General features: G+C 62.1%; 8 protein-coding genes. 1 reads left to right on the top strand and 7 read right to left on the bottom strand.

Annotated elements, in window-relative coordinates:
* Nucleotides 1-19 precede the first annotated feature (19 nt).
* The 7 genes from ACR0EF_RS10090 to xdhA all read right to left on the bottom strand — a co-directional run bounded on the left by ACR0EF_RS10090 (nt 20) and on the right by xdhA (nt 9,403).
* Nucleotides 20-1,093, bottom strand: a complete 1,074-nt coding sequence (locus ACR0EF_RS10090; protein WP_170370917.1) for a BMP family ABC transporter substrate-binding protein — start codon at nt 1,091-1,093, stop codon at nt 20-22.
* Nucleotides 1,094-1,125: 32 nt separating this feature from the next.
* Entirely contained in the window at nt 1,126-2,046 is a 921-nt protein-coding gene (locus ACR0EF_RS10085; protein WP_170337474.1) for an ABC transporter permease, read from the bottom strand.
* Nucleotides 2,047-2,048: 2 nt separating this feature from the next.
* Nucleotides 2,049-3,131: an ABC transporter permease gene (locus ACR0EF_RS10080; RefSeq protein ID WP_170337792.1), complete on the bottom strand. Its 1,083-nt coding sequence runs from the start codon at nt 3,129-3,131 to the stop codon at nt 2,049-2,051.
* A gap of 62 nt (nt 3,132-3,193) precedes the next feature.
* On the bottom strand, nt 3,194-4,711 hold the full coding sequence (locus tag ACR0EF_RS10075; protein WP_170370916.1) for an ABC transporter ATP-binding protein: 1,518 nt from the start codon (nt 4,709-4,711) through the stop codon (nt 3,194-3,196).
* The gene (gene xdhC / locus ACR0EF_RS10070) at nt 4,708-5,643 is read right to left on the bottom strand and encodes a xanthine dehydrogenase accessory protein XdhC (protein WP_170370915.1); all 936 of its coding nucleotides are present in this window, start codon (nt 5,641-5,643) and stop codon (nt 4,708-4,710) included. The genes ACR0EF_RS10075 and xdhC overlap by 4 nt, the downstream gene beginning before the upstream one ends.
* Nucleotides 5,643-8,045, bottom strand: coding sequence for a xanthine dehydrogenase molybdopterin binding subunit (gene xdhB, locus ACR0EF_RS10065; protein ID WP_170370914.1), 2,403 nt, complete (start codon nt 8,043-8,045; stop codon nt 5,643-5,645). The genes xdhC and xdhB overlap by 1 nt, the downstream gene beginning before the upstream one ends.
* Nucleotides 8,042-9,403: a xanthine dehydrogenase small subunit gene (gene xdhA / locus ACR0EF_RS10060; protein WP_170370913.1), complete on the bottom strand. Its 1,362-nt coding sequence runs from the start codon at nt 9,401-9,403 to the stop codon at nt 8,042-8,044. Before xdhA ends, xdhB begins: the two co-directional genes overlap by 4 nt.
* Nucleotides 9,404-9,748: 345 nt before the next feature.
* Here xdhA and dnaE point away from each other — a divergent pair, with 345 nt between their 5' ends.
* Nucleotides 9,749-13,249: a DNA polymerase III subunit alpha gene (gene dnaE / locus ACR0EF_RS10055; protein ID WP_170371990.1), complete on the top strand. Its 3,501-nt coding sequence runs from the start codon at nt 9,749-9,751 to the stop codon at nt 13,247-13,249.
* Nucleotides 13,250-13,263 lie beyond the last annotated feature (14 nt).

The raw sequence follows: 13,263 nt of genomic DNA, 5'->3' as shown, positions 1-13,263 counted from the left end.
TTGACAGTACATGCCGTGATTATTGCGGGATGTCGCCTTCCAGCCCTTCGACATAGAAGTTCATGCCGGCCAGAGTGCCATCATCGGCCACTTCGCCCTCGGCCAGCCAGGCGCTGCCGTCTTGCTTCTTCAGCGGCCCGGTGAACGGGTGATAGCTGCCATCTGCAATCGCGGCTTTCAGGGCCAGCGCCTCTTCCTTGACGTCGGCCGGAACGGCGTCGGAAATCTCGCCGATTTCAACCATGCCTTCCTTGATGCCGTCCCAGGTGTTCACCGACTCCCAGGTGCCGTCCATCACGGCCTGGGTGCGCGCGATGTAGTAAGGCGCCCAGTTGTCGATGATCGAGCTGACGCGCGGCATCGGAGCATATTCGCTCATGTCCGAGGCCTGGCCGAAAGTGATCACGTTGCCGGCTTCTTGTGCGGCCGCCTGCGGTGCGGTCGAGTCCGTGTGCTGCAGGATCACGTCTGCGCCCTGTTCGATCAGAACCTTCGCCGCGTCGGCCTCTTTCGCCGGATCGAACCAGGTGTAGGCCCAGACGATCTTGAACTCGACATCCGGGTTCACCTTCTTGGCGTGGATGTAGGCCGAGTTGATACCGCGGATCACTTCGGGGATCGGGTACGAACCGATGTAGCCGATGATGTTCGACTTGGTCATCTTGCCGGCGATATGACCTTGGACAGCGCGACCCTCATAGAAACGCGCCGAGTAGACCGACACGTTGTCGGCGGTCTTGTAACCCGTGGCGTGTTCAAATTTCACGTCAGGGAATTTCTTGGCCACGTTGATGGTCGGGTCCATGTAACCGAACGAGGTGGTGAAGATCAGGTCGGCGCCTTCCAGCGCCATCTGAGTCATGACGCGCTCGGCATCCGGGCCTTCGGGCACCGATTCCACGTACACGGTTTCGACCTTGTCGCCAAAGTGCTTCTCGACGGCCTGACGGCCTTTGTCGTGTTCATAGGTCCAGCCGCCGTCGCCCACCGGGCCGACATAGACGAAACCGACCTTTGTCTTGTCCTCGGCCACGGCGCCCGTGGCAAGGCCAAGTGCCATGGCGGCGCTTGCCAGAAGTGAAGTGAATTTCATTTAGTTACTCCCCAAGTTGGTACAGTTGGCCCCTAGTGCGAGGCGTGGAAGGTCCGGCCCAGTGAGGCAGGTGCGCTGCTCTTGTCGGCCGAAAGGATCACAAGCACAAGGATCGTGATGATGTAGGGCGACATTGCCAGATACTCGACAGGTATGGCAACGCCCGCTGCCTGCAGATTAAGCTGCAAGACCGTGATTCCGCCAAACAAATAGGCTCCCAGCAAGGCACGCCACGGTTTCCAGCTGGCAAACACCACCAGAGCCAGAGCAATCCAGCCGACTCCGGCCGTCATGCCTTCGGTCCACTGAGGGACCCGGATCAGGCTGATATATGCACCGCCAAGCCCCGCACAGGCCCCGCCGAACAGGATCGCCATAATGCGGATCTTGATGACCTTGTAGCCTAGGGCATGCGCTGCATCATGGTTCTCACCCACCGCACGAAGGATCAGCCCGACGCGGGTGTATTTCAGAGTGGCCCATACCGCTGCCGTCAACGCGATCCCGACATAGAGGATCGGATCATGTTGGAACAGGATCGGGCCGATGACCGGAATATCGCTGAGCAGCGGGATATGGATGTCCCCCATGCTGGGCGGTTTGATGCCCACATAGCTTTGGCCCAGAAGTGCACTGAAGCCCAAGCCAAACAGCGTCAGCGCAAGACCGCTGGCCACCTGGTTCGCCAGCGCGAACTGGGTCAGCAGAACGAACAGCAGCGACAACAGCGCACCGCCGACGGCCGCCGCGACAAAACCGAGCCATGGCGAGCCTGTTTCGACCGAGATCGCAAATCCGCTGATTGCGCCCACGATCATCATGCCTTCGACGCCGAGGTTCAGAACGCCGGCCTTTTCGACGACAAGCTCTCCGATCGCCGCGAGCAGAAGCGGGGTTGCGGCAACCATCAACGAGGCCAGCAAAAGAACAGGATTGATTTCTCCAAGGTCCATGGTCACGCCACCTCGCTACGGGCCGCACGGATGCGGTAGTTGGTCAAAAGATCGAAGGCCAGCAGGAAGAACAGAAGCATTCCCTGGAACACCTGGATGGCCGCAGCAGGCAGCCCCAGCTGCGATTGTGCGATTTCTCCACCGATATAGGTCAGCGCCATCAGGCCGCCGGCCAGCAGGATGCCCACCGGGTGCAGACGGCCCAGAAACGCCACGATGATCGCGGTAAAGCCGTAACCCACGTTGAAGTCGATGCTGACCACGCCGGACGGGCCCGAGACCTCGAACATACCGGCAAGACCGGCCAACGCGCCCGACAGCCCCAGGCAAAACAGTATCAGCCGCGGGGGATTCACGCCGGCAAATCGTGCCGCGCGCGGAGCTTCGCCTGTAAGGCGGATGTGAAATCCCAGCATGTGCCGGTTCAGCAGGACATAGGCAAAGATCACCGCGATAAAGGCCGCGACGACGCCCCAGTGCATGCCGGTTCCGGCAAACAGTTCGGCATTGTGGGCACTTTCATAGGACTGCAGGTTGCGCGAGCCGGGAAACCCGAACCCCTCAGGGTTTTTCAGCAGACCCAGCGACATCGAGGCCAGAAACTGCTCGGCCACGTAAACCAACATCAGGGAAACGAGAATCTCGTTGGTTCCAAACCGAACCTTGAGCAGGGCAGGGATCATCGCCCAGATCCAGCCGCCGAACGCGCCGGCGATCACCATGATTGGAAAGACGTACCACGCGTCCAGAGGGTAGAAGGCAAGGCCGGCCGCGGCGCCGAAGATAGCGCCCATGATGTACTGGCCCTCGGCACCGATATTCCAGATACCGGCGCGGAAGCCCAGCGACAGACCGATGGCGATCAGAACCAACGGTGCGCCCTTCACCAGCAGTTGCGGTCGGTAGTAGAATGAGAATTCTCCGAACAGGGGTTCCCAGAAGATGGTTCCGATCGCTTCCACCGGGTTTTTGCCCAGAATTGCAAACAGCAACCCGCCGAAAACCATGGTCGCCAGCACTGCGACCAGAGGGGTGGCATAAGACCACGCCTTGGACGGCTGTGGCCGTTTCTCCAACACTATCATTTGCTCATCCCCCCAAAGTCTTCGTCTTTTTTGGATTATTGCGCCAGAGGCGGCACCGTAGGCTACACATGGGCCACCTCCATCCCATGCGCGCCGCCCATCATCAGACCGATCTCTTCGACGGTCAGGCCAGTTGTGGGTCGCGGAGCGCTGAGGCGCCCTTCGTTCAAGGCGGCGAAACTGTCGGAAATCTCCATCAGTTCATCCAGATCCTGGCTGATGCAGACCACCGCCGTTCCCTTGGCCGCAAGGTCCAGAATGGCCTGACGGATCGCAGCGGCTGCGGCGGCGTCGACGCCCCAGGTCGGCTGGTTCACGACCAGCACTTCGGGGTTTTGCAGGACTTCCCGGCCGATGACGAATTTCTGCAGGTTGCCGCCCGACAGCGACCGCGCGGCGTTTTCCGGCCCCGGGGTCCGCACGTCGAATGCCTGAATGATCTTTTCCGCAAACACGCGGGTGTCGGCCCATTTCAAAAAACCGTTCTTCTCCAGAGACTCGCGCACCGAGCCGGTCAGCAGAGCGTTTTCCGTCAGGCTCATGTCCGGCGCCGCGGCATGTCCCAACCGCTCTTCTGGGGCCGTCAGCACACCCAGTCTGCGCCGGGCCGTCGGGCCCAGTTTGCCGATCGGCTGGCCGTTGAAGCGGATCGCATCCGCGTCCGTCAGGATTTCACCGGACAGAACGCCCAGCAGTTCGTCCTGACCGTTGCCGGCCACGCCGCCGATGCCAAGGACTTCGCCCTTGCGGACGGTCAGGTGCACGTTCTTCAGCGCGGTCCCGAATTCGGAAGGGGACGGAACCGAAAGCCCGGAAACATCCAGCGCGACGGGTCCGAACTCGCGCCCGGACCGTTCAGGAGTCTGAAGGGCTGATCCCACCATCATTTCTGCCATGTCGCGGGCGGATGTTTCGCTGGGTGTGCATTCACCCACGTTCTTGCCCAGCCGCAGAATGGTGGCGTGGTCGCACAGCGTGCGGATTTCCTCCAGTTTGTGCGAGATGTACAGGATCGAAGTTCCTTCCGACCGCAGTTTTTTCAGTGTTTCGAACAGGATATCTACCTCCTGCGGGGTCAGGACCGAGGTCGGTTCGTCCATGATCAGCAGCTTTGGGTCCTGCAGCAGGCAGCGGATGATCTCAACTCGCTGGCGTTCACCGGCGGACAGGTCACCAACCCGACGATACGGATCCAGCGGCAGGCCATAGGTCTCCGAGACCTCGCGAATACGCGATGCCAGATCACCCATCGGCGGCGGGCTTTCCATGCCCAGGGCGATGTTTTCGGCCACGTTCAGGGCGTCGAACAGCGAAAAGTGCTGGAACACCATGGCGATGCCATCGGCACGGGCCGCGCGTGGCTCGGCCGGCGCATAGGGTTGGCCGCGCAACAGCATCGTGCCGCTGTCCGGCTTGACCAGCCCGTAGATCATCTTCACCAGCGTGGATTTTCCCGCGCCGTTTTCGCCCAGCAGGGCGTGAACTTCGCCCTCACCGATGTCAAAGGACACGTGGTCGTTGGCCACGACGCCGGGATAGGCCTTGGTCAGCCCCTGCAAGCTCAGTAGTGGAGTGGTCACGCGCTCTGGTCCTTCTTCAAGTCGTTCTGTCGGGCGGGGCGCAGAATTTGCGCTGCCACACCAACTGCGATCATCTGCGGGTGCTTGCCCAACGATGGGTCACCGATCGGGCAGGTGATCCGGGCGATCTGAGCCGGTGAGTGACCCAGCGCAGCCAGGCGCGAGCGGAATCGCGCCCATTTCGTAGCCGAGCCGATCAGCCCGGCAAAGTGAAAACCGTGCGTCAATATCCGGTTGCACAGTTCCAGATCCAGATTGTGTGAATAAGTCAGCACCAAGTGCTCGGCTTGGACCGGTGCGTGGCGCACGAGGTCGGCCGGGTTCGCTGCCGGAACCACGGTTACACCTGCTGGGATGTCAGCTGGAAACCGGTCGGCGGCGGTGTCCACCCAGGTGATGGCAAGATCGGGGAGAGGCGACAGCACATCCACCAGCGCCCGTCCGACATGACCGGCCCCCCAGATCCACAATTTGCGGGTCGGTGTGTGCACCGGCTCGATCATCCAGCCGTCAAGCAATTGTGGGTCAGGCGCGATACCCTGTGCGCGTGCGGTTGCCAGCAGCCGCTTGACCGACAATGGCATGTCACCACCGGCAGTCGGGCGTGCGATGACGGTATCGTCCAGGGCCTCGATGGATTTCAGGTCATAGACCTCGCTCAGCAGCGTTACGGCACCGCCACAGCATTGCCCGAGGTCGGGACCCAGCGCATGGCGGGACAGGCAGGTTGGGCTTTGCTGGACCCGGGCGGCCTCAGTCGCCTGATACTCCAGCGTGCCGCCCCCGATCGTGCCGGATTGCCCGCCCTTCCAGACCAGCATCGCGGCGCCGACCTCGCGCGGGGACGAGCCTCGGATTGCGGCAATGACCACGCGGGTCACCTTGCCATGCGTCTTGACCGCCTCCCTCAAAGTCTCCCGGTCAAATCCCATCAGGTACCTCCACGCATGCGTTGAATGGCGGTCCAGACCTCTTCGGCGGTGGCCGGGGCATTGATCGCAGGATACCCGTCGCCGCAGGCCGCAACCGCGTTCGACAACGCCAGCCAGGCCGAGATGCCCAGCATGAAAGGCGGCTCGCCCACTGCTTTTGAGCGATAGATGGTGTCTTCGCGGTTCTGACCATCCCAAAGCGCAACGTTGAACACACCCGGTCGGTCCGAACAGGCGGGGATCTTGTAGGTCGATGGCGCATGGGTGCGCAGCCGGCCTTTGTCGTCCCAGACCAGTTCCTCGGTCGTCAGCCAGCCCGCACCTTGCACATAGCCGCCCTCGACCTGCCCGATATCCAGCGCAGGGTTCAGCGAAGCACCCGCATCATGCAGGATATCCGTCCGAAGGATGCGGTTCTCGCCGGTCAGAGTGTCCACGGCGACTTCGGTCACCGAAGCTCCATAGGCGAAATAGAAGAACGGGCGCCCGCGTCCGGCGATCCGGTCCCACTCGATCTTGGGGGTCTTGTAGAACCCGGTTGCCGACAGGCTGACACGCCCCTGATAGGCCAGCGCCGCCGCCTCGGCAAAGCTATAGCTTTCCTCGCCCACGCTGACCCGGCCATCGGCAAAGACGACCGCCGATGGATCGGTCTGATGCCGCTCGGCCAGATAGGCGGCCATCCGGTCGCGGATCGTGTCGCAGGCGGCCTTGACCGCCATCCCGTTCAGGTCGCTGCCCGACGAGGCCGCCGTGGCCGAGGTATTCGGCACCTTCGCGGTATCGGTCGCGGTGATCTTCACCATCTCCAGCGGAATGCCGAACCGCGCGGCCGCTACCTGCGCCACTTTCTGGAACAGGCCCTGGCCCATCTCGGTGCCGCCATGGTTCAGATGCACCGAGCCGTCCTGGTAGACATGCACCAACGCCCCGGCCTGGTTCAGATGGGTGAGCGTGAAGGAAATCCCGAACTTGACCGGTGAAAAGGCGATGCCCTTCTTGATCACGCGGTTTTCGGCATTCCACTTCTCGACCGCCGCCTTGCGGGTTGCGTAATCGCAGGACTCCAGCAAGGCTTCGGTCATGGGATGCAGCTCGAAATCGGTGACTTCCATGCCGTAGAGGGTGGTGTTGCCACCCGCGGGGACGGGGCGCAGCACCGAGCGGCCGGTTTCGACCGCGCCGCGGCTGGTCAGATCCTCGTGCGGATCCGGGTGGCCCAGCGGCTTTTCCCGCACCGGTTCTTCAACACCTACATGCGCCGGTTCATAGTAGTTCCGCCGCCGCAGCTCGACCGGGTCCAGACCCAGCACATGCGCGGCGTGATCCATCACCCGCTCGATGCCGACCATGCCCTGCGGCCCGCCAAAACCGCGATAGGCGGTTGCGGACTGTGTGTTGGTCTTCAGCCGATGGCTCTCGATCCGCGCATTGGGCAGCAGGTAGGCGTTGTCGGAATGCAGCATCGCCCGGTCGGCGACCGGCAGCGACAGGTCCTGCGCCCAACCGCAGATGGCGTAGTGCAGGAAAGAAACACCCTGAATGTGGCCGTTTTCGTCAAAGCCGGCCTTGTAGCTGATGCGGAAGGCATGGCGCTTGCCGGTGATGGTCATGTCATCATCCCGGTCATAGCGCATCTTGCAGGCTCGACCGGTTGCCCGTGCCGCAACTGCGCAGGCCACGGCCAGCGCGTTGCCCTGGCTTTCCTTGCCACCGAACCCGCCGCCCATCCGCCGGGTTTCGACCCGTACCGCGTGCATGGGAACGCCCAAAGCGTCGGCCACCTTGTGTTGAATCTCGGTCGGGTGCTGGGTCGAGGAATGCACCAGCATGTCGCTGCCTTCATTCGGCACCGCCAACGCGGCCTGACCTTCCAGATAGAAATGCTCCTGCCCGCCGATCTCGAACGTGCCTTCGACCACATGCGACGCCTGCGCGATGGCGGCTTCTGCATCGCCTTTCGCATAGATGCGGGGGCCGTCCTCGAACCGGCTGTCTGCGGCCAGAGCCTCTTCGATCGTCAGGATCGGCGTTTCCTCGGCATAGTCGATCCTGCCCAACCGCGCGGCCTTGCGGGCGGCCAAGTGGCTGGTGGCGACAACCAGAAACACGGGCTGGCCCACGTAATTCACGGTGCCGTCGGACAGCAATGGTTCGTCATGGATCGAGGGCGAGACGTCATTGGCAAAGGGCAGGTCCTCAGCGGTTATCACCATCACGACCCCCGGGGCCGCGCGGACATCTGACAGGTCCATCGCCGTTATCCGGCCCTTGGCGATCGGGCTCAGGCCGAACGCCAGATGCAACGTGCCCTTGGGCGTCGGAATGTCGTCAACATAACGGGCGACGCCGGACACATGCAGGGGTGCGGCGTCATGGGGCAGCGGCTTGGTCACGCTCATGCCGACACCTCCAGCACATTGGTCAGCTCGCCCTGATCTTCCAGGAAATAGCGTTCGAGCATGGCCTTTGTGGTCTCCAGCCGGTAGCGGGCCGAGGCACGCATGTCGCTCATCGGGGAATAGTCCTCGGCAAAGGCCGGCAAAGCGCTTTGAACGGTTTCCGCCGTCCACGGGCGACCGGTTAGCGCGGCCTCAACCTGAGTCGCGCGTTTCGGCACACCGGCCATTCCGCCAAAGGCGATCCGGGCTTGCGAGACGACGCCGTCAGAAACGATAATGTTGAAACAGCCGCATACGGCTGAGATATCCTGATCGAACCGTTTGCTCAGCTTGTAGCATTTCAGCCGGTCGGGTTGACGCAGAAAGCTGACCGCTTCCACGAACTCGCCGGGCGCGCGATCCTGCTTTCCATAGTCAATGAAGAAGTCTTCAAGAGGGATCGACCGCCTCTCGTCGCCCTTGCGCAGGTGCAGCGTGGCCCCCAGCGCGATCAGTGCGGGCGGATTGTCTCCGATGGGCGAGCCGTTCGCGATATTGCCGCCTACCGTAGCTGCGTGGCGCACTTGAACGCTGGCATAGCGCCGGATCATCTCGGCATAGGACGGATGCAGATCGGCCATCGCCGCGCCCATGCGGTTCATGTCCACCATCGCGCCGATGTGCACCTCGTCTTCGGTGATCGAGATCTCCTTCAGATCGTCGCAGCCGCCCAGAAAGATCACCGGGTCCAGGTTCCGCAGCTGTTTTGTGACCCAAAGGCCGACATCGGTGGCGCCCGCGATCAAAGTTGCACCGGGATGGGCGGCAAAGACTTTGGCGAGTTCGTCGGATGACTTCGGCAGAAGGGGTGAGGCCGGCTTGGCCGCGACCGGCTTGTCCTTAACCCAGACCGGCACCGGCTGGTCTTCGACGGCCTTTGCCGCGCGGATGATCGGCGCATAGCCGGTGCAGCGGCACAGGTTGCCGGCCAGTTGCGTGTCATGATCTGTCGCGCCGTTGGCGTGGCTGGCGACCATCGACATCACGAAACCGGGCGTACAGAATCCACATTGCGAGCCATGAAGGTCCACCATCGCCTGCTGCACCGGATGGGGCTCGCCGTCGGGCCCGCTCGCCCCCTCGACCGTGCGCACTGCCTTGCCGTGCAGTTGAGGCAGAAAAAGAATGCAGGAATTCAGCGCCTTGGCGCCGGCCTCATCCGTCACCATGACGGTGCAGGCCCCGCAATCGCCCTCGTTGCAGCCTTCCTTCGTGCCGGTCAGACCGCGATCCTCGCGCAGCCAATCCAGCAATGTGGCCGTCGGATCGACATCCGCCAGCTCCACTGTCTCTCCGTTCAGAAGAAACGTGATGTTCATTCTTGAAACCCGTCGCCTTACCCGGTTGCGCCCATGGGTGCTCCTGTCTCGATGCGACGTAGAGAAAGAAGCGGGCTTGTAGCTTGCCTGAAGATGTTAGAAACAGCCTGTGCGCGCTGGCAAGAAAAACTGCCTGCCGAATGTACCATTCCCGATCCCATGCCTTGATATGCACCACGTCATTATTGTCTAGGCATCTGAATTGAAAGAGATTTTGGTGTAACTCCGGCGGCGTCGACTGAAGCACCTTCTGGAATCTCCGAATAATGCGCGACTATTTTTTCAGCAATCAGCCCTAACTGTTCCGGCTTTTTCCCGGGTCGCGAGTGCGATAGCCTGCCTCGTATGAGCAGTACTCCTCGATTCATCCACCTCCGAGTTCACACCGAATACTCCCTTCTTGAGGGGGCGGTGCGCCTGAAGAAACTGCCAACGCTGTGCGAGCAGATGGACATGCCCGCAGTTGCGGTGACGGACACCAACAACATGTTCGCGGCGCTGGAATTCTCGGTCACCGCAAGCGGTGCGGGTGTGCAGCCGATCATGGGCTGCCAGGTTGATCTGGCGTATGTTCAGGCGCAGCCGGGGGAAAAACCCAAGCCCCCCGCGCCGATTGTACTGCTGGCACAGTCTGAGACGGGGTACGAGCATCTGATGAAGCTCAGCTCGTGCCTGTATGTGGACAAGGGCGGGCAGTTGCCGCAGGTCACGCTTGAGGAGTTGGCTGCGCATTCCGATGGGCTGATCTGCTTGACCGGCGGACCGGACGGCCCCGTTGGCCGCCTGTTGCAGCAGGGCCAGCGTCCGGCGGCCGAGTTGCTGGTCGATCGGTTGGCCGCGATGTTCCCCGATCGGCTTTATATCGAATTGCAACGTCATCCCGGCGAGGATGGCCAGCCCGAGGCCGAGCGCCTGACCGAGCGCGGCCATGTGGAAATGGCCTATGCCAAGAACCTGCCTCTGGTGGCCACGAATGACGTCTATTTCCCGACCTCGGATATGTACGAGGCGCATGATGCGCTGATCTGCATTGCCGAGGGTGCCTATGTCGATCAGCAGGAAGGTCGCCGCCGCCTGACCGCGCAGCATTACTTCAAATCGCCGCAGGAAATGGCCACGCTCTTTGCCGATCTGCCCGAAGCGATCGAAAACACGGTCGAGATTGCCAAACGTTGCGCCTTCATGGCCTACAAGCGGGATCCGATCCTGCCGAAATTCGCCGATGACGAGGTCGAGGAGCTGCGCCGCCAGGCCAACGAGGGTCTGCAGGCCCGACTGGCGGTGATCCCGCACGCTGTCCCACCCGAGGAATACCAGAAGCGTCTGGATTTCGAATTGGACATCATCGAGGGCATGGGGTTCCCCGGTTACTTCCTGATCGTTGCGGATTTCATCAAATGGGCCAAGGATCATGACATCCCCGTCGGTCCGGGCCGGGGCTCGGGCGCGGGTTCGCTGGTGGCCTATGCGCTGACGATTACCGACCTTGACCCGCTGCGTTACAGCCTGCTGTTCGAACGCTTCCTGAACCCCGAACGGGTCTCGATGCCCGACTTCGACATCGACTTCTGCATGGACCGCCGCGAAGAGGTGATCCGGTATGTTCAGCAGAAATACGGCCGCGACAAGGTTGGCCAGATCATCACCTTCGGCGCGCTCTTGTCCAAGGCCGCGGTGCGCGACATCGGGCGGGTGCTGCAGATGCCTTACGGCCAGGTGGATCGCCTGTCCAAGATGATCCCGGTCGAAGGCGTCAAGCCGGTGTCGATCGAGAAGGCCCTGAAAGACGAACCGCGCCTGCGCGAAGAAGCCCGCAACGAAGAGGTGGTCGACCGCCTGCTGACTTACGGCCAGCAGGTCGAGGGGCTGCTGCGCAACGCTTCGACCCACGCCGCCGGCGTGGTGATCGGCGACCGGCCGCTGGACGAGCTGGTGCCGCTCTATCAGGACCCCCGCTCGGACATGCCTGCCACCCAGTTCAACATGAAGTGGGTCGAACAGGCCGGTCTGGTGAAATTCGACTTTCTGGGCCTCAAGACTCTGACGGTCATCCAGAACGCCATGGACCTGATCTTCAAGTCCGGACGGCCATTGCACGTGGCGGCCGACGGTCGGCAGCTTTATGAGCCGGCCGAGGGGGCCGAGAACCAGATCAACGCCATCCCGCTGGATGACCCGGCCACTTACAAGCTTTATTCCGCGGCCAAGACCGTGGCGGTGTTCCAGGTTGAAAGCTCGGGCATGATGGATGCGCTCAAGCGCATGAAACCCACCTGCATCGAGGACATCGTGGCGCTGGTCGCGCTCTACCGTCCCGGCCCGATGGAGAACATCCCGACCTATTGCGAGGTCAAGAATGGCCAGCGCAAGATCACCTCGGTCCACCCGCTGATCGACCACATTCTGGAAGAAACGCAAGGCATCATCGTCTACCAGGAGCAGGTGATGCAGATCGCGCAGGTCATGGCGGGCTACAGCCTCGGCGGCGCCGACCTGCTGCGCCGCGCGATGGGTAAAAAAATCAAAGAGGCGATGGACGCCGAGCGCCCGAAATTCGAGGCCGGGGCAGCCGCGAACGGGGTAGATGCCAAGAAGGCGTCCGAGGTGTTCGACCTGCTGGAGAAATTCGCCAACTACGGCTTCAACAAATCTCACGCGGCGGCCTACGCGGTGGTCAGCTATCAGACCGGCTGGCTGAAGGCGAACCACCCGGTCGAATTCATGGCCGGTGTCATGAACTGCGATATCCATCTGACCGACAAGCTGGCGATCTATTTCGAAGAGGTCCGCAAGGGTTTGGAACTGCCCTACGTGCCGCCTTGCATAAACCGGTCGCAGGCAACGTTTGATGTGGTGGATGGCAAGCTGGTCTATGCGCTGGGCGCGCTCAAGAACGTGGGCGTCGAGGCGATGAACCTCGTGGTGCAGGGCAGGGGCGACAAGCCGTTCGTCAACCTCTTTGACTTTGCCCGCCGGGTCGATCTGAAGAAGGTCGGAAAACGGCCGCTGGAGATGCTGGCGCGCGCGGGCGCCTTTGACGAGCTGGACAAGAACCGCCGCCGGGTCTTCGAAAGCCTCGAACAGCTGGTGCAGTATTCCGCCGCGATCCACGAACAGAAGAACTCGAACCAGGTGTCGCTGTTCGGCGAGGCCGGCGACGATCTGCCCGAACCGCGCCTGTCGAAATCGCCCGACTGGCTACCTGCCGAACGGCTGAGCGAGGAATTCAAGGCGATCGGCTTCTACCTCTCCGGGCACCCGTTGGACGACTACATGCCGGCCCTGAAACGCAAGCAGGTGATGACGCTGGACGAGGTTACCGAAAAGGCACGCTCGGGTCCGTTGATCGCCAAGATGGCCGGTGTGGTCGCCGGGCGACAGGAGCGGAAATCGGCCAAGGGTAACCGGTTCGCCTTTGCCCAGCTGTCCGACCCGACAGGGGCGTACGAGGTGACGCTGTTCTCGGAAACCCTGGAGAAATCACGCGAATACCTGGAAACCGGCGCGCAGGTCGTGCTGACGGCCGAAGCCACGATGGAGGCTGACCAGCTGAAGCTGCTGGCGCGCTCGGTCGGGCCGGCGGATTCAGTCGTGGCCGAGGCCGGTGCGACCGGGCTTCGTATCTTTTTGGACCAATCACAGGCGCTGTCGACGGTCGCCAGCGTTCTTGCGGATGCTGCGGGGGCGGCCAAAAACGCCTCGAAAGGGCCGATCCATTTGTGTCTGCTGGATCCGGGCTTGCCGGGAGAGGTCGAGATGGACCTGGGGCAGGAATTCCCGATCAATCCCCAGATCAAGGGTGCCATCAAATCACTGGATGGGGTCTTGTCCGTCGAAGAGGTCTAGGGTGGCGGTCCCGC

This window comes from Ruegeria sp. CG8, from assembly GCF_056537165.1.
The sequence above is the reverse complement of the archived record's forward strand: the minus strand, read 5'-3'. Positions and strand labels throughout refer to the sequence as shown.